The 21,057-nt window shown below is 60.9% G+C and carries 21 protein-coding genes and 1 tRNA gene; all 22 read left to right on the forward strand.

Features of this window, described 5'->3' with window-relative positions; all coding sequences use genetic code 11:
* Nucleotides 1-148: 148 nt before the first annotated feature.
* Nucleotides 149-1,396, forward strand: a complete 1,248-nt coding sequence (locus B8784_RS02595; RefSeq protein ID WP_233355938.1) for a pyridoxal phosphate-dependent decarboxylase family protein — start codon at nucleotides 149-151, stop codon at nucleotides 1,394-1,396.
* An 88-nt stretch (nucleotides 1,397-1,484) separates the two neighbouring features.
* Nucleotides 1,485-1,559 (forward strand) — tRNA-Phe (locus tag B8784_RS02600).
* Between the two features lie 198 nt (nucleotides 1,560-1,757).
* Nucleotides 1,758-2,123: an NADH-quinone oxidoreductase subunit A gene (locus tag B8784_RS02605; protein ID WP_407646461.1), complete on the forward strand. Its 366-nt coding sequence runs from the start codon at nucleotides 1,758-1,760 to the stop codon at nucleotides 2,121-2,123.
* Nucleotides 2,093-2,692: a NuoB/complex I 20 kDa subunit family protein gene (locus tag B8784_RS02610; RefSeq protein ID WP_169712600.1), complete on the forward strand. Its 600-nt coding sequence runs from the start codon at nucleotides 2,093-2,095 to the stop codon at nucleotides 2,690-2,692. The genes B8784_RS02605 and B8784_RS02610 overlap by 31 nt, the downstream gene beginning before the upstream one ends.
* Nucleotides 2,693-2,710: 18 nt before the next feature.
* Nucleotides 2,711-3,328, forward strand: a complete 618-nt coding sequence (locus tag B8784_RS02615; RefSeq protein ID WP_084396063.1) for an NADH-quinone oxidoreductase subunit C — start codon at nucleotides 2,711-2,713, stop codon at nucleotides 3,326-3,328.
* Nucleotides 3,321-4,529, forward strand: a complete 1,209-nt coding sequence (locus B8784_RS02620; protein ID WP_084396064.1) for an NADH-quinone oxidoreductase subunit D — start codon at nucleotides 3,321-3,323, stop codon at nucleotides 4,527-4,529. The genes B8784_RS02615 and B8784_RS02620 overlap by 8 nt, the downstream gene beginning before the upstream one ends.
* A gap of 40 nt (nucleotides 4,530-4,569) precedes the next feature.
* Nucleotides 4,570-5,676 (forward strand): NADH-quinone oxidoreductase subunit NuoE, encoded by a 1,107-nt coding sequence (gene nuoE / locus B8784_RS02625; protein ID WP_169712601.1) that lies wholly within the window; start codon nucleotides 4,570-4,572, stop codon nucleotides 5,674-5,676.
* Complete coding sequence (gene nuoF / locus B8784_RS02630; protein WP_084396066.1) at nucleotides 5,676-6,980, forward strand: NADH-quinone oxidoreductase subunit NuoF; 1,305 nt, start codon at nucleotides 5,676-5,678, stop codon at nucleotides 6,978-6,980. The genes nuoE and nuoF overlap by 1 nt, the downstream gene beginning before the upstream one ends.
* 14 nt (nucleotides 6,981-6,994) lie before the next feature.
* The gene (locus tag B8784_RS02635) at nucleotides 6,995-7,375 is read left to right on the forward strand and encodes a hypothetical protein (RefSeq protein WP_084396067.1); all 381 of its coding nucleotides are present in this window, start codon (nucleotides 6,995-6,997) and stop codon (nucleotides 7,373-7,375) included.
* Nucleotides 7,376-7,378: 3 nt separating this feature from the next.
* Entirely contained in the window at nucleotides 7,379-9,478 is a 2,100-nt protein-coding gene (nuoG, locus tag B8784_RS02640) for an NADH-quinone oxidoreductase subunit NuoG (protein ID WP_084396068.1), read from the forward strand.
* Between the two features lie 9 nt (nucleotides 9,479-9,487).
* Nucleotides 9,488-10,564 carry an NADH-quinone oxidoreductase subunit NuoH gene (gene nuoH, locus B8784_RS02645; RefSeq protein WP_084396069.1) on the forward strand — a complete coding sequence of 359 codons (1,077 nt, stop codon included), beginning with the start codon at nucleotides 9,488-9,490 and terminating at the stop codon, nucleotides 10,562-10,564.
* A complete protein-coding gene (gene nuoI, locus B8784_RS02650) occupies nucleotides 10,561-11,046 on the forward strand; it encodes an NADH-quinone oxidoreductase subunit NuoI (RefSeq protein WP_084396070.1) in 486 nt (161 codons plus the stop codon). Before nuoH ends, nuoI begins: the two co-directional genes overlap by 4 nt.
* A 60-nt stretch (nucleotides 11,047-11,106) precedes the next feature.
* Entirely contained in the window at nucleotides 11,107-11,697 is a 591-nt protein-coding gene (locus tag B8784_RS02655) for an NADH-quinone oxidoreductase subunit J (protein ID WP_084396071.1), read from the forward strand.
* 3 nt (nucleotides 11,698-11,700) lie between these two features.
* Nucleotides 11,701-12,009: an NADH-quinone oxidoreductase subunit NuoK gene (nuoK, locus tag B8784_RS02660; RefSeq protein ID WP_084396072.1), complete on the forward strand. Its 309-nt coding sequence runs from the start codon at nucleotides 11,701-11,703 to the stop codon at nucleotides 12,007-12,009.
* 5 nt (nucleotides 12,010-12,014) lie between these two features.
* Nucleotides 12,015-14,156 carry an NADH-quinone oxidoreductase subunit L gene (gene nuoL, locus B8784_RS02665; RefSeq protein WP_084396073.1) on the forward strand — a complete coding sequence of 714 codons (2,142 nt, stop codon included), beginning with the start codon at nucleotides 12,015-12,017 and terminating at the stop codon, nucleotides 14,154-14,156.
* Nucleotides 14,156-15,646, forward strand: a complete 1,491-nt coding sequence (locus B8784_RS02670) for an NADH-quinone oxidoreductase subunit M (protein WP_084396074.1) — start codon at nucleotides 14,156-14,158, stop codon at nucleotides 15,644-15,646. Before nuoL ends, B8784_RS02670 begins: the two co-directional genes overlap by 1 nt.
* Before the next feature lie 6 nt (nucleotides 15,647-15,652).
* Nucleotides 15,653-17,077, forward strand: a complete 1,425-nt coding sequence (locus B8784_RS02675) for an NADH-quinone oxidoreductase subunit N (protein WP_084396075.1) — start codon at nucleotides 15,653-15,655, stop codon at nucleotides 17,075-17,077.
* On the forward strand, nucleotides 17,074-17,832 hold the full coding sequence (locus B8784_RS02680; RefSeq protein WP_158085548.1) for a biotin--[acetyl-CoA-carboxylase] ligase: 759 nt from the start codon (nucleotides 17,074-17,076) through the stop codon (nucleotides 17,830-17,832). The genes B8784_RS02675 and B8784_RS02680 overlap by 4 nt, the downstream gene beginning before the upstream one ends.
* Nucleotides 17,816-18,589, forward strand: a complete 774-nt coding sequence (locus B8784_RS02685) for a type III pantothenate kinase (protein WP_084396077.1) — start codon at nucleotides 17,816-17,818, stop codon at nucleotides 18,587-18,589. Before B8784_RS02680 ends, B8784_RS02685 begins: the two co-directional genes overlap by 17 nt.
* A 1-nt stretch (nucleotide 18,590) precedes the next feature.
* The gene (locus B8784_RS02690; RefSeq protein ID WP_084396078.1) at nucleotides 18,591-20,270 is read left to right on the forward strand and encodes a ribonuclease J; all 1,680 of its coding nucleotides are present in this window, start codon (nucleotides 18,591-18,593) and stop codon (nucleotides 20,268-20,270) included.
* Nucleotides 20,271-20,279: 9 nt separating this feature from the next.
* Nucleotides 20,280-20,711, forward strand: coding sequence for a methylmalonyl-CoA epimerase (mce, locus tag B8784_RS02695; RefSeq protein WP_084396079.1), 432 nt, complete (start codon nucleotides 20,280-20,282; stop codon nucleotides 20,709-20,711).
* Nucleotides 20,711-20,953 carry a DUF1467 family protein gene (locus tag B8784_RS02700; protein WP_084396080.1) on the forward strand — a complete coding sequence of 81 codons (243 nt, stop codon included), beginning with the start codon at nucleotides 20,711-20,713 and terminating at the stop codon, nucleotides 20,951-20,953. Before mce ends, B8784_RS02700 begins: the two co-directional genes overlap by 1 nt.
* The last annotated feature ends 104 nt before the right edge of the window (nucleotides 20,954-21,057 follow it).

The raw sequence follows: 21,057 nt of genomic DNA on the forward strand, positions 1-21,057 counted from the left end.
CGCCGTGAGGCGTTCCGCCGGAGGGCGCAGCGGATGCATCTCTCCGTCATGAACTTTATCTCGATTAAGAAGGGCGCACGCCGAAGGGACGACTCGTGGGGGTCGCCATCGTGTCTGTCTTCGTTATTCTGCCGGAAGGGAGGACAAGATGATGCAGATGCCTGAAAAGGGACAGGATTGGCCGGCCATCCGGAAGCGGCTGTCCGAGCGCGGCGCCGAGGATGCGAAGTGGCGTGACGGCAAGACGGCGGTCTACGTCTTCAACGCCGGCGAAGATGTCGAGCATGTCCAGCAGGCGGCTTATACTGCCTTCATGTCCGAGAACGGGCTTGGCCCGCTGGCCTTTCCATCGCTCGCGCAGATGGAGAAGGAGGTCATCGCCATGGCGCTCGGCCTGTTGCATGGGCCGGACGGAGCCACCGGGGCTATGACCTCGGGCGGGACCGATTCGATCACCATGGCCATGAAGACGGCGCGTGATTTCGCCCGCAGCAAAGGACGGGTGAAAGAGACGGCAAATATCGTCCTGCCGCAATCGGCGCACCTGGCCTTCGACAAGGCGGCGCATCTCATGGATATCGAGGTTCGCCGCGTACCGTTGAAGGACGATGGCTCTTTCGAAGCCGACCCGGCGGCCATGGGCAAGGCGCTCGATGCCGATACGGTGATGATGGTCGGCTCGGCCCCCAATTTCCCTCATGGTATTATCGATCCGATCGAGGCGCTGGCAGAAGTTGCGCGCAAGGAAGACATCTGGCTGCATGTCGATGCCTGCGTCGGCGGCTATTTCGCTCCCTTTGCGCGTATGAATGGCGAACCGGTGCCGCCCTTCGACTTCGATGTGCCCGGGGTGCAGTCCATGAGCGCGGACCTTCACAAGTATGGCTATGCGGCGAAGGGCGCCTCGACCGTGCTGTTCCGCTCCGAAGAGCTCTACAGCTTCATGCCGTTTGATTTCGCCGGCTGGTCTGGGGCGCCGATGAAGACGCCGACCCTGGCAGGCACCCGGCCGGGTGGGGCCATCTCCTCGGCCTGGGCGGTGATGAACTATCTCGGCGTGGAGGGCTATCGCGGCCTGCAGGGGCGTGTCTGTGAAACGCGCAGGCGGGTGGAAGAGGGGGTAAAGGCGCTCGGCTTCGAGATTGTCGGGACGCCGATGCTTGGCCTGGTGGCGTTTCGCCACCCGGAGCTGCATGCGTTCGCGCTCTACGGAGAGATCTACCGGCGGGGCTGGTTCACCTCCGTGACGAAGGAGCCGCCGAGTCTGCATCTCATGCTGTCGCCGAAACATGCCGATGTGATCGAGGACTATCTGTCCGATCTGGAGGCTGCTTGTGCAGCTGTGCGCAGCGGTGAGGCAGGCAAGAAGAAGGCTGTTGAAGCGCGTTACAGCTAGACAAGCGCACCCGGGCTGCAAAAACTTCCGAAAGGGGATTGGACAAGCCCCGCCTCCGGAGCTATGACGCGCGTTCCCCAAGTGGCCCGCCCGGGTAGCTCAGGGGTAGAGCAGCGGATTGAAAATCCGCGTGTCGGTGGTTCAAATCCGCCCCCGGGCACCATTTCCCAGCTGAAATCTTCCCTTAGACTTTTCCGGCAGGCCGATTATGTCAGCCGTGTCACCTGGCCGCATGCTGCAAGGGCGAAATCTTCAGCCCAAACCGCTATGAATGGTGAGGAGGCATGTTGCCAACGCCGTGAAAGCGTCCTAACCCGGCGCTCTCGACGGCAAGCGATCAGGAGTCGCCCTCATGACAGAGATCGAACAGTTTGCACTCGACTACCTCCCGGTCATTCTGTTTCTCGGGCTGGGCGTAGTGATTTCACTGCTCTTCATCATCGGGTCGGCGATCCTGGCCCCGTCCGATCCGGACCCCGACAAGAACTCTGCCTATGAGTGCGGGTTCAACGCTTTTGACGATGCGCGGATGAAGTTTGACGTCCGCTTCTATCTCGTCTCGATCCTTTTCATCATCTTCGACCTCGAAGTCGCCTTCCTGTTCCCGTGGGCTGTCAGCCTGGGCACGATCGGCGTCTTCGGGTTCTGGTCCATGGTCGTGTTCCTTGGCGTGCTGACCGTGGGCTTCATTTACGAATGGCGCCGTGGCGCGCTGGAGTGGGAATAATGGCCGACGACTACAAGCCGTATGCACTCGGAGCCAGCCGGGCCGGTATCGAAGGCGGGCACGATGTCCGCCCCGACGATCCGTTCTTTGCCGGGCTGTCTGACCATCTCGCAGACAAGGGCTTTTTCACCGCCCGGGCAGATGACCTGATTGCCTGGGCGCGGACCGGCTCGCTGATGTGGATGACGTTCGGGCTGGCCTGTTGTGCCGTCGAAATGATGCAGGCGGGCAATCCGCGCTATGACCTCGAACGGTTTGGCATGGCGCCGCGCGGGTCACCACGCCAGTCCGACGTGATGATCGTGGCGGGTACGCTGACCAATAAGATGGCGCCGGCCCTGCGTCGGGTCTACGACCAGATGCCGGAACCGCGTTACGTCGTTTCCATGGGCTCGTGCGCCAATGGCGGCGGGTATTATCACTATTCATATTCGGTCGTTCGCGGCTGTGACCGCATCGTCCCGGTGGACATTTATGTCCCTGGCTGCCCGCCGACGGCGGAAGCGCTGGTCTACGGGATGCTGCAGCTGCAGAAGAAGATCCGCCGCGAAGGCTCGATTGAGCGCTAGAATATCGGGAAGAGCGCAATGGCAGACGCTTTGAAAGAACTTGGCGAGCACATCAGCGAAGAGTGCGCCGACGTCGTGAAAGGGTTTCACGTCCGTTTCGGCGAGCTGACCATACTGGCCGAGCGGGATTCGATCCTGAAGCTTGCGAAATTTCTCAAGGACGACAATCAGTGCGTCTTCGAAACGCTGATCGATATCTGTGGTGTCGACTGGCCGGAGCGGGTCGAGCGGTTCGACGTCGTCTACCACTTCCTGTCCATGCGTCTGAACCAGCGCATCCGCGTGAAGGTATCGACCGACGAATCGACGGCTGTGCCGAGCCTTATCGACCTGCATCCGAGTGCTGACTGGTTCGAGCGCGAGGCGTTCGACATGTACGGTATCCGCTTTGCCGGCCACCCGGACCTGCGCCGCATCCTCACCGACTACGGGTTTGAGGGCTATCCGCTGCGCAAGGACTTCCCGCTGACCGGCTTTACCGAGGTGCGCTACGACGATCTTGAGAAACGCGTGATCAACGAGCCGGTCGAGCTGGTTCAGGAGTATCGCAATTTTGATTTCCTTTCGCCCTGGGAAGGTATGACCCAGGAGCTGCCGGGCGACGAGAAGGTCGAGAAGGAGCCGGAAAATGGCTGATTCCGCTTATGTTTCGGCAAGTCCCGACGAGCGCAAGTTCACGCTCAATTTCGGTCCGCAACACCCGGCCGCGCACGGTGTGCTGCGCATGGTGATGGACCTGGATGGCGAGGTTGTCGAACGCATCGATAGCCATATCGGGCTTCTGCACCGGGGCACCGAGAAGCTGCTCGAGTACAAGACCTATCTCCAGGGACTGCCTTATTTCGACCGGCTCGACTATGTCGCGCCGATGAATCAGGAGCACGCCTGGTGTCTGGCCATTGAGCGCCTGCTTGGTATCGAAGTGCCGCGCCGGGCCAAGTTCATCCGGGTGCTTTACTCGGAGATGGGGCGCATCCTGTCGCACATGCTCAACATTACGACCCAGGCCATGGACGTCGGCGCGCTGACGCCGATCACCTGGGGCTTCGAAGAACGTGAGAAGCTGATGGGCTTCTATGAGCGGGCCTCCGGCTCGCGCATGCACTCGGCCTATTTCCGTCCGGGCGGGGTTCACCAGGACCTGCCGCAGGACCTGATCGACGACATCATGGTCTTCTGCGAAGAGTTCCCGAAGGCGATGGAGCAGATCGAAGGTCTCCTGTCGGAGAACCGGATCTTCAAGCAGCGCAATGTCGACATCGGCATGGTCGATGAAAAGACGATGCTGGAATGGGGCTTTTCCGGCGTGATGGTTCGCGGCTCCGGCTTCGCATGGGATCTGCGCCGCTCCCAGCCTTATGAGATCTATGACGAAATCCCGGATGAGGTTTTCCAGGTCGTGATCGGCAACAATGGCGACAATTACGACCGCTATGTCGTCCGCATGGAAGAAATGCTGATCTCCAATGACATCATGAAGTGGTGCATCGAGAACATGCCGGCCGGCGAGGTTCTGATGGCGGGCACCAAGGTGGCGCCGCCGCGCCGGGGCGACATGAAGCGCTCCATGGAAGCGCTCATCCATCACTTCAAGCTTTATACCGAGGGCTTCCACGTGCCGGAAGGCGAAGTCTATGCCGCTGTGGAAGCGCCCAAGGGCGAGTTCGGGGTCTATCTCGTCTCGGACGGGTCGAACCGGCCGTATCGCGCCAAGATCCGGGCGCCGGGCTATCCGCACCTCGCGGCGATGGATCATCTCTGCAAGGGCCACATGCTGGCCGACGTGTCGGCCATTCTCGGGACGCTGGATATCGTGTTCGGGGAGATCGACCGGTGAAGCAGGGCGCGTTTGAAACACTTTTCGGAGGGACCGCATAATGCTTCGTCGTTTCGATCTTGAAGCTGGCGGTGACAGCTTTTCGTTCAAGCCGGAAACGGAACCGACCATTGATTTCTGGCTGGCCAAGTATCCTGCGGACAAGCAGAGATCGGCGGTGATTCCGCTGCTCTGGCTGGCGCAGAAGGACAATGATGGCTGGCTGTCCGAGCCGGCCATGCGCACGGTCGCCGACCGGCTGGATATGCCGTATATCCGCGTCTACGAGGTCGCGACCTTCTACACCATGTTCAAGCTGGCGCCGGTCGGGAAGAGCCACATCCAGCTCTGTGGCACGACGCCGTGCATGCTGCGTGGTGCGAACGATCTGAAAAAGGTCTGCGAAAAGAAGATCGGCAAGAAGATGGCCGTTACCGATGACGGGCGGCTGTCCTGGGAAGAGGTCGAGTGTCTCGGCGCGTGCGTAAATGCGCCCATGGTCCAGATAAACGACTACTATTACGAGGACCTGACACCCGAGAGCCTCGAGGAAATCCTCGACAAGCTGGCCAATGGCGTCGATGTGCCGCCCGGCAATTTCGTTGATCGTCAGACAAGCGCGCCGGAGGGTGGGGCCACCACGCTCAAGGAAGACGCGCTCTATGATGGCAGCCGGAATTCGGTGACGGGGCTTCCAAACCTGCCGGAATCCAATGCGGAGGAAGATCCGCAATCGGAGGCGAAGGGGAAGCCGGACAGCAATCCGCCAACCAATGTGGACCGGGAAGAGCCCAATAAGGAAAAGCTGGAGGCCGCCGAGGAGGGGGCTGAAGCAACCGAGGATGCTGAAAAGCAGATTGAGGGGGCTCGCCCCGAAGCGCTCGAAATCGACGGGAAAGAGGCTGATGATCTGAAGAGGATCAGCGGAGTCGGCCCCAAGAACGAGGAACAGCTGAATTCGCTCGGTATCTATAAATTCTCGCAGATTGCTGCGTGGACGCCGGACAATGTGCAGTGGGTCGAAGGCTACCTGTCCTTCCGCGGCCGGATCGAACGCGAGGACTGGGTCGGTCAGGCGAAGACGCTGGCGTCCGGCGGCGAGACCGAATTTTCCAAACGCATGGATGGCGACGACGCGGAAGCGAGCCGCGAGGAAGGTGAAGACTGATGCTTCAGGATAAGGACCGCATCTTTACCAATCTCTATGGCATGCATTCGCCGGGGCTCGATGAGGCCAAGAAGCGGGGTGCCTGGCACCTCACGCGCGAAATGCTGCAGCAGACGCCGGAATGGATCTGTGACCAGATCAAGGCATCCGGCCTGCGGGGCCGGGGCGGGGCGGGCTTCCCGACCGGCCTGAAGTGGACCTTCATGCCGAAAGAGGTCCGTGATCGCCCGCACTATCTCGTCGTCAACGCAGACGAATCCGAGCCGGGCACCTGCAAGGATCGGGAAATCATGCGCCACGACCCGCACCTCTTCATCGAGGGCTGCATGGTGGCGTCCTACGCAATGCGCGCGCATGCCTGCTACATCTATATTCGCGGCGAATACATCGCTGAGCGCGAAGCCATGGAAGTGGCGATCAAGGAGGCCTATGAGGCCAGGCTGATCGGCAAGGACAACGTCAATGGCTGGGACTTTGACGTCTATGTCCACCATGGCGCCGGGGCGTATATCTGTGGCGAGGAAACCGCGCTTCTGGAGAGCCTTGAAGGCAAGAAGGGCCAGCCGCGTCTGAAGCCGCCTTTTCCGGCCAATGCCGGTCTCTATGGCTGCCCGACAACCGTCAACAATGTCGAATCCATTGCCGTCGCGCCGACCATCCTGCGCCGTGGCGCTGACTGGTTCGCCGGCTTTGGCCGCCCCAACAATACCGGCACGAAGCTCTTCTGCGTCTCAGGGCATGTGAACAAGCCGTGCAATGTCGAAGAAGAAATGTCGATCACCTTCAAGGATCTGATCGAGACCCATTGTGGCGGCATCAAGGGCGGCTGGGACAATCTGAAAGCCGTCATACCGGGTGGCTCGTCGGTGCCGCTGGTGCCGGCCGAACAGATCATGGATGCCTATATGGATTTCGACACGCTGCGGGATCTGAAGTCCGGGCTTGGGACGGCCGCGGTCATCGTGATGGACCAGTCGACCGACCTGATCCAGGCGATCTCGCGAATCTCGTACTTCTACAAGCACGAAAGCTGCGGCCAGTGTACGCCCTGCCGTGAAGGCACCGGCTGGATGTGGCGGGTGCTCGAGCGGATGGCCAAGGGCGAGGCCGATCACAAGGAAATCGACATGTTGCTGGATGTCTCGCAACAGATCGAAGGCCACACGATCTGCGCGCTCGGCGATGCGGCCGCCTGGCCGGTCCAGGGCCTGATCCGGCATTTCCGTCATGAGATCGAGGACCGTATCACCCAGTATCGGGCGCCCCGCGCGCTTGTGTCCGGTTCCACGGTCGCGGCCGAGTAAGGATAGAGAGGGGCATGAACCTGCTGCGCAACATCCTGACCGCCATCTGGTGTGCGATCATTATCGGGACGAACGTCTTCGGCCTGATCATGTTTGCGCGCCTGTTTGGCGTGGAAGGGCTTCAGGAGCCTGTGATGCTGCTTGCCGCATCTAAAATGGCCCTGTTGAGCGCGTTCGGCCTTATCGCCCTGATCTCGACCAAATATCTCTGGGCCATGCTTGCTGTGGCCGTGACGGCCACGCTGCTCGGTCTCGCCCACGACCTGCTCGTTGCCCGTAATGGCGAAGGGCCGGGGCTGTTCAGCAGCCTCTTCGTCATCATTCCGACCTATCTGCTCGCGCGCTGGAATACGGCAGCGCGGAAAACCGATTTCAATCCCGTGAAAGAGTTCTGATTCATGGCCGATGATCTTTTCAAGCTGAACATCGATGGCAAGGACATCGAGGTGCCGAAATCCTACACGCTGATGCAGGCGTGTGAGGAGGCGGGTGCCGAGATTCCGCGCTTCTGTTATCACGAGCGCCTCTCGGTCGCCGGCAATTGCCGCATGTGCCTGGTTCAGTGGAAAGGCGCGCCGAAGCCGATTGCCAGCTGTGCGCAGACGGTCGGCGAGATGCGGATGAACCCGGATGGCACGCCGCCAAACGTCCTCACCAAAGGCGATTATGTCGAGAAGGCCCGCAACGGTGTGATGGAGTTTCTGCTCATCAATCACCCGCTGGATTGCCCGATCTGCGACCAGGGCGGTGAGTGCGACCTGCAGGACCAGGCCATGGCCTATGGCCGCTCGGGCTCGCGCTATTCGCTGAACAAGCGCGCTGTCGAGAACAAGAATATGGGCCCGCTGGTCAAGACGATCATGACGCGCTGCATCCAGTGCACGCGCTGCGTCCGCTTCGCGGCTGAAGTCGCCGGCGTCGAGGAAATCGGTATGATCTCGCGCGGCGAGGATGCCGAGATCACGACCTATCTGGAAGAATCGCTGAAGTCGGAACTCTCCGGCAATGTCATCGATCTCTGCCCGGTCGGCGCACTGACATCGAAGCCTTATGCCTACAATGCGCGTCCCTGGGAGCTGCGCAAGACCGAGTCGATCGATGTTATGGACGCGATGGGCGCGGCCATTCGTGTCGATGCCAAAGGCGATGCGGTGATGCGCATCATGCCGGTCGTCAATGAAGAGGTGAATGAGGAGTGGATCTCCGACAAGTCGCGCTTCATCTGGGATGGTCTGGCACGTCAGCGTCTCGACCGGCCTTATGTCCGCGAGAATGGCAAGCTGCGCCCGGCCAGCTGGAAGGACGCCCTGGCGCGCACGGCTGAGCTGCTGGGCGGCCCGGCCGAGAAGATCGGTTTTGTCGCCGGCGATCTCGTCGAGGTCGAGCAGGCCAAGGCGGTGAAGGATCTGGCTGGCCAGCTTGGTGTGAAGTCCCTGGATTGCCGTCCGGCGGGTGCGGGCTATGGCGCCGATGGCGTTCGCGAAAAATATATTCTAAATCCGACACTTATGGGCGTCGAGGAAGCCGATGCTCTGCTCCTGATCGGGGCCAATCCGCGCCTTGAGGCTGCTGTCTGGAACGCCCGCATTCGCAAGGCCTGGCTCTGGAATGACCTGCAGGTCGGTGTCGTCGGTGAGCCGGTCGATCTCACCTATGACTATGAGCATCTTGGCACGGCTCCGGGCGATCTCGAGGGCCTGCTGAATGGCGACAGCGATTTCGTGAAAGCCTTCAAGGCCGCCAAGAAGCCGATGGTCATTGTCGGTGAGCAGGCGCTGGTTGGAGAGAACAGCGTCGATGTGCTGAATGCAGCCCATCAGATCGCGCTGGATGCTGGCGCGATTGCAGAGGACTGGGTCGGCTTTGGCGTGCTGCACAACGCAGCCGGCCGTGTCGGTGCGCTCGATGTCGGCTTTGTGCCGGAAGAGGGCGGGAGCGATACCGCGGCCATGCTGTCGGGCGGTGTCGATACGCTGGTTCTGCTGGGCGCCGATGAGCGCGACCTCAGCCAGCTTGGCGATACGAAGATCATCTATGTCGGCCATCATGGCGATGCCGGCGCGTCGAAAGCCGATGTGGTGCTGCCCTGTGCGGCCTACACGGAAATGGACGCGACCTATGTGAATACGGAAGGCCGGGTCCAGATGGCGCGCAAGGCCGTGCAGCCCAAGGGCGAGGCCAAGGAAGGCTGGGCCATCTTCCGGGCGCTCTCCGATCTTGTCGGCAAGACTTTGCCTTACGATTCGGCCGATGAGCTGCGGGAAGTGATACGGGAAGAAAATCCGGTCTTCGCCGGTCTTGGATTCGCGCCGGGAACGGCCGGTCACAAGGTTCTCCTCGAAGCCCCGGCCAAACCGCAAGGTCTTGATAAGGCGCGGCCTTTTGGCGCGGTTATCAGCGATTTCTACATGACGAACCCGATTGCCCGGGCCTCGGAAACGATGGCGGAGTGCTCGCTCATGAAGCGTGGCCTTGAAACGCCTGTAGCAGCGGAGTAGGCGAGCGCCATGAGTGCATTCATCCAGGAACATGGACTGTTGTTCGGCTGGCTGACCGTGATTGGTCAGATCCTGCTGTTCACCATTGTCCTGCTGCTGTCGCTGGCCTTCCTGCTCCTGATGGACCGGAAGGTCTGGGCGGCGGTCATGATGCGCAAGGGCCCCAATGTGGTTGGCCCGTTCGGTCTGCTCCAGAGCTTCGCCGACTTCGGCAAGTTCCTGGTGAAAGAGATCATCATACCGGCAGGCGCCAACAAGACGGTCTTCCTGCTGGCGCCGATCATGTCGCTGACGCTGGCGTTCGCTGCATGGGCGGTGATTCCTGTCGCACCGGGCTGGGTTGTTTCCGACCTTAATGTCGGGGTGCTTTACCTGTTCGCGGTGTCCTCGCTTGGTGTGTACGGCATCATCATGGGCGGCTGGGCGTCGAACTCGAAATACCCGTTCCTCGGCTCGCTGCGCTCGGCCGCGCAAATGGTGTCCTATGAAGTCTCGATCGGCCTGATCATTGTCACGGTGATCCTGCTGGCGGGGTCGATGAATCTGAGCGAGATCGTGGCCAATCAGGCAGGCGGGTTCTGGACCTGGCACGTCTTCAGCTTCAACCACATCCTTCTGTTCCCCGTCATGCTGGCCATGTTCGTGATGTTCTTCGTTTCGGCCCTGGCCGAGACAAACCGGCCGCCTTTCGACCTGCCGGAAGCGGAATCGGAACTCGTGGCCGGTTATCAGGTCGAATATTCCTCGACCCCGTACCTGCTGTTCATGATCGGTGAGTATCTCAACATCGTCCTGATGTGCGCGATGATGGCGATCCTCTTCCTCGGCGGCTGGCATGGGCCGATCCCGCTGGGTGAGGACTTCGTGGCAAACTTCCCGGTCTGGCTGGTCAATCTGGGCAATCTTGCCTGGTTCATGGGGAAGGTTGTTTTCTTCTTCTTCCTCTTCGCCCTCGTTAAGGCGGTCGTGCCGCGCTACCGGTATGACCAGCTCATGCGGCTCGGCTGGAAAATCTTCCTGCCGACCTCGCTGGGTGCGGTGCTGATCGTCTCGGGCTACGTCGTTTATATGGGAGTGCAGGCATGAGCCTCGTTCAGACCATACGTGGTGCGCTGCTCACCGATTTCCTGAGTGCCTTCGGCATCGGGCTGCGGGAGATGTTCCAGCGCAAGGCCACCATCAACTATCCTTTCGAGAAGAACCCGCTGAGCCCGCGCTTCCGCGGCGAGCACGCCCTGCGCCGTTATCCGAACGGCGAGGAACGCTGCATTGCCTGCAAGCTCTGCGAGGCGATCTGTCCGGCCCAGGCCATTACGATTGATGCCGAACCGCGCGAGGATGGCTCCCGGCGCACGACGCGCTACGACATCGACATGGTGAAGTGCATCTATTGCGGTTTCTGCCAGGAGGCCTGCCCGGTCGATGCGATCGTGGAAGGGCCGAACTTCGAATTCGCGACGGAGACGCGCGAAGAACTGTTTTACGACAAGGAAAGACTGCTTGCGAATGGCGACCGCTGGGAACGGCTGATCGCCCGCAATCTCGAACTCGACGCGCCCTACCGCTAGGCGGCGCACTTTGGTTTTCACGAGGCGGGCAACCGCCTCTCAATTTTTGGGGCTGAACCGGTGGAACTGATCGCCTTCTACATCATGGCCGCGATTGTCACCATATCGGGGATATCGGTGATTGCCGCTAAGAACCCGGTGCATTCGGTTCTGTGGCTGATACTGGCTTTCTTTACATCAGCGGGCCTGATGGTGCTGATCGGGGCCGAATTCCTCGCCATGTTGCTGGTGGTGGTCTATGTCGGCGCTGTCGCGGTGCTCTTCCTGTTTGTCGTGATGATGCTGGACGTCGATTTCGTCGAGTTGAAACAGGGCTTCTTGAGCTATTTGCCTTTCGGCGTCCTGGTTGGGGTGGCCTTTATTGCCGAGATCGCGCTGGCAACCTTTGCGCGCGGGGCGTCGGCGGATGACTTCAACCCGTATCCGGGCGCTGAAAACAATGTCGAGGCGATCGGGCAGGTGATGTACACCGACTATCTTCTGCTGTTCCAGCTGTCGGGGCTGATCCTTCTGGTCGCGATGATCGGTGCGATCGTGCTGACGCTGCGCCATCGCCCGCACGTTAAACGCCAGAGCGTTGCTCACCAGACGGCAAGGCGGCGCAAGGACGCCATCCGCCGGGTCGATGTCAAATCGGGCGAGGGGCTTTAAGTCATGGATATTACGATCAATCACTTCCTCGCCGTTTCGGCGGTGCTGTTCACGACGGGGGTCGTCGGCATCTTCGTGAACCGCAAGAACATCATCGTCATCCTGATGGCGCTGGAGCTCATCCTGCTCTCGGTGAACATCAACCTGGTGGCTTTCTCGGTCTTCTCCGGAACGATTACCGGGCAGATCTTCGCCATGCTTGTCCTGACTGTCGCCGCGGCTGAAGCGGCTGTCGGGCTTGCCATCCTCGTCGTCTATTTCCGCAACCGCGGCGACATCTCTGTTGAGAGTGTCGACCTGATGAGGGGGTAGGGAGCATGCTGCCGGATTACGCGCTTCTTTTCATTGTTCTGGCCCCGGGGCTCGCCGCGCTGATCGCGGGCCTCTTCCAGAAACAGATCACTGACCGCGGGGCGATGGTCCTGACGACGGGCACGGTCGGTCTTGCTGGCATCCTGTCGATCATTCAGCTCTTTGCCTTCGCCTTCGGGGGACATGGCGGAGAGACCCATGGTGAGCATGGCGAGGCCGCCAGTCATGGCCTGCATCATGTCATCACGCTGCTGCAGTGGATCGATGTTGGCCAGTTCCAGGCCGACTGGGCGATCCGCGTGGATGCACTCTCCATTGTCATGATGGCGGTGATCACCGGGGTTTCCGGCCTCGTTCACCTCTATTCCTGGGGCTATATGGATGAAGATCCGCACAAGGCGCGCTTCTTCTCCTACCTGTCGCTCTTCACCTTCATGATGCTGATGCTGGTGACGGCCGACAATTTCATCCAGCTCTTTTTCGGCTGGGAAGGCGTGGGGCTCGCCTCCTATCTTCTGATCGGCTTCTGGTATCACAACAAGGCGCCGAACGATGCGGCCATCAAGGCTTTCGTGACCAACCGGGTCGGCGACTTCGGTCTGGCGCTCGGCATCATGGCTGTCTTCGTGGTCTTCGGTTCGGTCGAGTTCGAGCCGGTCATGACGGCGCTGAAGGAAAATGCCACGGTCACTCCGCTGGCGCTCGCCGAGGCGGCTCCGGTGCGTGAGCTCGTGCTGCCGTTCCTGGCCTGGAACATCCCGGCGCTAGAGCTGATCGGCGTGCTGCTCTTCATCGGCGCGATGGGCAAGTCGGCCCAGTTCTTCCTGCATGTCTGGCTGCCGGATGCCATGGAAGGCCCGACCCCGGTGTCGGCTCTTATCCACGCCGCCACCATGGTGACCGCGGGTGTCTATCTCGTCTGCCTGCTGTCGCCGCTTTACGAGTATGCGCCCTGGGCGGCCGGCATGGTGACCGTGATCGGCGCCGTGACCGCGCTCTATGCCGCGACGGTCGGTATGGCGCAGAATGATATCAAGCGCGTCATCGCCTATTCGACCTGTTCGCAGCTCGGCTACATGTTCTTCGCCGCCGGCGTCGGGGCCTATGAGGCGGCGATGTTCCACCTCTTCACGCACGCCTTCTTCAAGGCACTGCTCTTCCTGGGCGCAGGCTCCGTCATCCACGGCATGCACCACGAGCAGGACATGCGGAACATGGGTGGGGTCGCGCGCTTCATGCCGTTCACCTATGCGGCCATGATGATCGGCACGATCGCGATTATCGGGCTTGGTATTCCGCACACCTCGATCGGCTTTGCCGGCTTCTTCTCCAAGGATGCGATCATCGAGAGTGCCTACTCGGCCGGTCTTCTCGGCGTCAGCTTTGCCCAGATGGCCTTCTGGTTCGGGATTATCGCTGCGCTGCTGACCAGCTTCTATTCCTGGCGTCTCATCTACATGACGTTCCATGGGCCGCGAGCCGAAGGGCATCATCATGAGGACCCGGCCGACAGTCATGCCGACGACCATCTCGATCCGGCCCATGGCCATGACCACACGCCGCACGAGTCGCCGGTGGTCATGCTGATCCCGCTGGGGCTCCTGTCGCTCGGTGCGATCTTTGCCGGTCTGCTTTTCTATGGGCCGATGTTCCACCATGGCGCGGCTTTCTGGGGCGATGCGATCTATCGCGCCGCAGACAATGACGTCATTCATAATGTCGAAGTCCTGAAAGAGGCCGATCCGAACCCGCACTGGTGGGTGTTCTGGGCGCCGCTGGCGGTGACCCTGACCGGCTTCCTGATCGCGACCTTCACCTATCTCTTCAATCGTGGCTTTGGCCGCAAGATTGCGGAGTCGGGCGGGCCGCTGCACAGCCTGTTCGCGAACAAGTGGTATTTCGACGAGATCTACAATGCCACCTTCGTTCGTGGGACAAGCTGGCTGGGCGGCTTCTTCTGGAAGACAGGGGACAAGAAGATCATTGACGGGCTTGGGCCGGATGGCATCACTTCGCTCGTTCGCTGGGGCTCCAGACGCCTGTCTGCGATGCACACCGGCTATCTGTATCACTACGCATTCGTGATCATCGGCGCGGCGCTCCTGTTCGGCGCGGTGATCTTCTGGCGCGTCGGAGGCGCGGGCTGATGGGCAATTTCCCGATTCTCACAGCGGTTACCTTCCTGCCGCTTGCTGGTGCTGTGCTGATCATGGTGGTTCGCGCCATGACGGGCAGCCAGGAAAGCGACGTCGCGAGCGGTAACAAGGCGCTTGTCGCGGGGCTGATCTTTTCGGTGGCGACCTTTCTGGCCTCGCTTGTCATGCTGGCCAGTTTCAATGTCGGCGAGCCCGGCTATCAGCTGGTCGAAGAGACGAGCTGGTTCGCCAATGTCCACTACAAGCTCGGCATCGATGGCATGTCGCTGCTCCTGATCCTGCTGACGACGCTGCTGACGCCGCTTAGCCTTGTGGCCTCTTACGGCTCGGTGAAGGAACGGCTGACCGAATACACGATTGCCTTCCTCGTGCTCGAGACCTTCATGATCGGCGTCTTCTGTGCGCTCGATCTCGTGCTCTTCTACGTCTTCTTCGAGGCGGGCCTCATCCCGATGTTCATCATCATCGGTGTGTGGGGCGGGGCTGACCGGATCTACGCCTCCTTCAAGTTCTTCCTGTACACGCTGCTCGGCTCGCTCTTCATGCTGGCGGCCGTCGTCTTCATGTACCTGCAGGCCGGCACGTCCGACATCGCTGAGCTGGAGACTTTCGCTTTCGCCCCGGAGGTGCAGACCTGGCTATGGTTGGCGTTCTTTGCCTCCTTTGCCGTCAAGCTGCCGATGTGGCCGGTCCACACCTGGTTGCCTGACGCGCACGTCCAGGCGCCAACGGCTGGCTCGGTCATCCTGGCGGGTATTCTCCTGAAGATGGGCGGTTATGGCTTCCTGCGCTTCTCGCTGCCGATGTTCCCGGATGCGAGCCAGATGTTCCAGCCCATGATGTTCGCCCTGTCGGTGATCGCGATTGTTTATGCCTCGCTGGTCGCCTTTCGCCAGACCGACATGAAGAAACTGATCGCCTATTCGTCGGTTGCGCACATGGGCTTCGTGACGCTCGGCATCTTCTCCTTCACCGAAGTGGGCGTGCAGGGGGCGATCTTCCAGATGATCTCGCACGGTCTCATCTCTGGCGCGCTCTTCCTGATCGTTGGTGTCGTGTATGACCGTATGCACACCCGCGAGATTGCCGCCTATGGCGGTCTCGTCCACAAGATGCCGGTTTATGCCACCATCTTCATGCTGTTCTCGATGGCCAATGTCGGCCTGCCGGGCACGAGTGGCTTTGTCGGTGAAATCCTGACCATGACGGGTGGCTTCCAGGCCTCCACCTGGGCCGCGGCTGGCGCAGCCCTCGGTGTTATTTTCTCGGCCGTCTACATGCTGACCCTTTATCGTCGCACCGTTTTCGGCCAGATCACCAATCCGGCGCTGGAGTCGATCAAGGATGTGAACATCAAAGAGCTCATCACGCTCGTGCCGCTGATTATCGGCACCATCCTGCTCGGTATCGCCCCCAATCTTATTTTCAACGTCACGCGCGAATCCAGCCTGCGCGCGCTTCAGATGATCACCGGAGGATAATCTCCCATGCTTGACTTCGAAGCGATCATTGCCGCGGTCGGCCCGGAACTTCTCCTGGCGGTGGCTGGGCTTGTGGGCGTGTTGCTCGGCGCCATCATGCGCGACCAGTTCAATGCGATCTCCTTCAAGTTCGGGGCTGTCGCCCTGGCGGCGGCCGCAGCGGTTGTGCTGCTGAACTGGTCTGGCGGAGAGGCCTTCAACGGGCTGGTCTCGACATCCCCCTTTGTGAACTTCGCCAAGGTTGTAAGCTTTGGCGCAGGCGCCCTGACGCTGCTCATGGGGGAGAACTTCCTCAAGCGTCACGAGACCATGCGTTATGAATATTCCTTGCTCGTGATCTTCGCCTCCATGGGCATTGGCGTGATCCTGTCGGCCTCGAACCTCATGACGCTTTACATGGGCATCGAGACGCTCAGCCTCTCGTCCTATGTCCTGGCATCCTTCCACCGCGACTCCATGCGTTCGGCCGAAGCCGGCCTGAAGTATTTCGTGCTCGGCTCGCTGGCCTCAGGCCTGCTCCTGTACGGCATCTCGCTGGTATACGGGTTTACCGGCTCGACGGCCTATGCCGACATTGCCAGCGCCGAGCCGGGCATCGGCTATCTCTTCGGTATGGTGCTGATGATTTCCGGCATGGCCTTCAAGGTCTCTGCCGCGCCGATGCACGTCTGGACGCCGGACGTCTATGAAGGGGCGCCGAGCCCTGTTGTGGCCTTCTTCGCGACCGCGCCGAAAATGGCCAGCATGGTGGTCTTCGCCAACCTGATGTTCACCGCCTTCCCGGGCGCTTTCGAGGACTGGCAGCTCATCATCGCGATTATCGCCGTTGCTTCCATGGTGATCGGGGCCTTCGGGGCGCTTATTCAGAACAATCTCAAGCGTCTTCTGGGCTATTCCTCCATCGCCAATATGGGCTATGCGCTGATCGCTGTCGCGGCCGGCGCGGAGTATGGCGCGGCGGCGCTTCTGGTCTTCATGACCTCTTATGTCATCGCATCCATCGGCCTTTTTGGCGGTGTCCTGGCCATGCGCCGTGAAGGTGGCATGGTCGAGAATATCGATGAGCTCTCCGGGCTTGTGCGCCGCCGGACCGGTCTGGCCATTGCGCTGACCATTCTGGTAATCTCGATTGCCGGTTTCCCGCTCGCCGTTGGTTTCCTCGGCAAGCTGGTTGTCTTCGAGGCTGGCTGGAATGCCGGACTGCTGCCGCTCCTGATCGTGCTGGTGCTCAGCTCGGTGATCGCTTTCGGGTATTATCTCCGGATCATCCTCGTCATGTGGGTGCGTGAGCCGGCTGAACGCTTCCAGCCCGTGGATACGGTCGTGTCCGCTGCGATCTATCTCGCCGCAATTGCCTGTATCCTGCTGTTTGTGTTCATCGGGCCGTTTACGGACTGGGCGACGAGTGCCGCCTCAGGGTTCTATCGGTGACACCTGAAGCGCCGGTTCAGTGGCACGAGACAATCGACAGCACGAATGAGGCGGCAAAGCTGCTTGCCCAGGCTGGGCAGTATGGTCCGCTCTGGATTGCCTCACGCGAGCAGACACTGGGACGAGGCCGGCTTGGGCGGCAATGGGCTTCTCCGGTCGGCAATCTCTACTGCACGGCGCTCTTTCACGAGCCGGCTGGCGTTCAGGTCGCGACCCGGTTTCCGTTCGCGGCTGGCCTTGCGATTGCCGATCTGTGTACTAGCCTCGTGCCAGAGGCGCCGATCCGGCTGAAATGGCCGAATGATGTGCGCTGCGAAGGTGCAAAGCTTTGCGGCATTCTGGTCGAAGCAGGCCAGGGGCCGGACCAGGGTGTCTGGGTCGGTGCCGGTATGGGACTGAATGTCATCTCCGCGCCGGAAGGGACGGGGCAGGAGACGACCTCCCTGGCCGCGCTTGGCGCCAGCGCCGGGATTACGGCAGAGCTTGCGCTGGATGCGCTTCGTCCTCTCTTCGCGCGGCGCGTCGCTCAGGCCCGCGAAGACTTTCCGTCCCTCCTGAGAGACTGGGAGCGTGTTGCCGAAGGGCTCGGGCAGATCGTGACGGTCGGCAAGGATGAGAAGGCGCTGCGCGGGGTTTTCAAAGGGCTGGCGCCCGATGGCGGCCTGCAACTGCAATTGCCCGACGGGACTGAACAGACGATAAGGGCCGGAGACGTGGAGCTTATAAAGGAGGTCGGGCGTGCTACTCGCGATTGATGTCGGCAATACGAATACGGTTTTCGCGCTGCACGACGGCGAGGACTGGGTCGCCATGTGGCGCAGCGCCACCGATCCGCGGCGCACGGCCGACGACTATGTCGTCTGGCTTGGTCCGCTCATGGATATGCGCAAGGTCTCGATCTACGACATCGACGCCTGCGTCATTTCCTGCGTTGTGCCGCAAGCCCTGTTCAACTTCCGAAACCTTTCGCGGCGCTATTTCGGTGTGGAACCGCTGGTCGTCGGGGAGGGGAGTGTCGAGCTCGGGATCCCGATCCGGATTCCGCGGCCCGAACAGGTCGGGGCAGACCGCCTGGTGGCGGCCATCGGGGCGCATATCGCTTACCCGGGCCCGCTAATCGTCATCGATAGCGGCACGGCCACGACGCTGGACATTGTCGGCGCCGATGGCGGCTTCGAAGGCGGCATCATCAGCCCTGGCATCAATCTCTCGATGCGGGCGCTGCACGATGCAGCTGCGCAGCTGCCGCGTATTGCCATCCAGCGCCCAGAGAAGATTATTGGCGACTCCACGGTCGCGGCCATGCAGACTGGTGTCTTCTGGGGGTATATCGACCTCATCGACGGGCTGGTGCGCCGCGTGAAGGCTGAATACGGCCAGCCGATGACCGTTATCGCTACAGGAGGTGTTGCTTCTCTCTTTGAAGGCGCTAGCGCGACCATAGATCATTATGACCAGACCCTGATGGAATCAGGACTGCTCGAAATCTACAGACGCAACAGCAAAGGCTGATATGCCCAATCTGGACACCCCCGAACTCGTCTTCCTGCCGCTCGGCGGATGTGGCGAGATCGGCATGAACCTGAACGCCTATGGCTATGGTCCGCCGGATGACCGGCGCTGGATCCTGGTTGATCTGGGCGTGACCTTCGGAGACGACTCCACACCGGGCGTCGACCTTATCTGCGCGGACCCGGAATTCATTGCCGATCATGCCGACCGGATCGAGGCGATCTTCCTGACGCATGCCCATGAAGATCATATTGGCGCGGTCGGCCTGCTCTGGCCGAGGCTGCGCGCCCCACTTTATGCGACGCCGTTTACCGCGCACCTCATTGCCGGCAAGCTCGCCGAACGGGGCTTGAGCCATGTCGATGTGAATGTCGTGCCGCTGGAAGGCTCCGTCGAGGCCGGACCGTTTACGGTGACCTATGTCACGCTGACCCATTCAATCCCGGAGCCGAACGCGCTCGCCATCCAGACCCCGGCGGGCATGGTCCTGCATACGGGCGACTGGAAGATCGATCCTGATCCGCTGATCGGGGAAGGGGTCGATGTCGACGGGCTGAAGCGGCTTGGCGATGACGGCGTCCTCGCCATGGTATGCGATAGCACCAATGTCTTCGTCGATGGCGAAAGCGGCTCGGAAGCCACCGTCCGGCGCAACCTGATCGAACTGATCGGGACACTGACCGGTCGCGTGGCCGTGGCGACCTTCGCGTCGAATGTCGCCCGTGTGGCAACGGTCATCGAAGCGGCCAAACAGGCCGGCCGCAGTGTCTGCCTTGCCGGGCGCAGCATGCACAAGATTGTCGATGCCGCTGTGCAGACGGGCGTTCTGCAAGACCTGCCGGACCTGGTGGACGAATCCGATGCCGGCTCGTTTCCAGCCGACAAAATTCTCTATCTGTGTACCGGCAGCCAGGGCGAAGACCGCGCGGCGCTTGGGCGGATCGCGAATGGGACGCACCGCAATCTCACGCTCGGTGATGGCGATACGGTGATCTTTTCCTCGCGCGTCATACCGGGCAACGAAAAGGGCATTTTCGAGATGCAGAACGCGCTGGCCGAGAAGGGCGTGCGCATCATCACCGACCGCATGTCGCCGAAGCCGATCCATGTATCCGGCCATCCCGCCCGCGATGAGCTGGAGCGGATGTATCAATGGGTCCGCCCGGAGATTTCCGTGCCCGTCCATGGCGAGCGCCGTCACATCATGGAGCATGCCGCCTTTGCCCGGAGCATGCAGGTGCCGCAGGCGGTCACCCCGCGCAATGGTGACATGATACGCCTCTCACCCGGCAAGGCGGAGCGGATCGATGTCGTGCCGAACGGACGGCTGCATCTGGATGGCTCGCGGCTCGTTCCGGCGGGCTCGGAGGGGCTGCGGGAACGCATCGCCATTTCCAAGTTTGGCTATGTCACGGCCAGTGTCACCTTTGACGAGGATGGCAGTATTGCCGATGGTCCATATGTGAGTGCACGCGGCCTGTCCGAAGAGGATGGCAGCGTTGCCGAGGAGTCGCTGGACGGGCTGGAAGAGGCGCTCGATGAAGCGCTTGACGGAATGTCACGCCGGAAACGCCTTGACGATGATACGGTCGAGACGGTTCTGGTAAGAACGATAAGACGCACAAGCGAAAAGATCTTTGGCCGTAAGCCGATCGTCGATGTGACGATCATGAGAGTGTGAGGAAACAAAATGTCGAAGGAATTCCAACTGGGCCCGCTCAATCATGTCGGCGTGGCTGTACCCTCCCTGCCGGAGGCGATCGAAACCTATCGCACGCTTTACGGGGCGACCGATATTACCGAGCCTTTCGACATGCCGGCCCAGGGCGTGAAAGTCTGCTTCGTCAATCTGCCCAATGCCCAGATCGAGCTGATCGAGCCGCTGAACGAAGAGAGCCCCATCCACAACTTCATCGAAAAGAACCCGAAGGGCGGTCAGCATCACGTCTGCTTTGAGGTCGACGATATTAATGAGGCCGTCAGCGTCATGAAGGAACGGGGCGCGACCGTGCTTGGCGAGCCGCGCATCGGCGCCCACGGCACGCCGATCATCTTTGTTCATCCGAAAAACACGAATGGTGTTCTCGTCGAGCTGATGGAGAGCCCGAAAGGCGATCACTGATGAACTGGGTCGGCGGTGTCGTTGTCTTCCTGATTTCCTGGTGGGTCTGCCTGTTTGTGGTCCTGCCCATCGGCGTGCGCGGGCAGTTCGAGGAAGGCGATGTCACCGAAGGCACGGAAGAGGGCGCGCCAGCCAGGCATATGATGCCGAAAAAGCTGCTCTGGGCGACGATTGGCGCAGCCGTCTGCACGGTTCTTGCCGGGCTCGTCGTCATCCCGCTGCTTCAGTATTATGGCGGCTGAGCCGGTCACCGGCGAAGGAAGCGTCTCGGCATTGCATGCGCGCACTAGCCAATCGCCGAAACTCCCAATAACACGAGCCAAGTTCAGATAACCGGTTTCGAGCA

It is taken from the genome of Henriciella aquimarina (assembly GCF_002088975.1).
Lineage (GTDB): Bacteria > Pseudomonadota > Alphaproteobacteria > Caulobacterales > Hyphomonadaceae > Henriciella > Henriciella aquimarina.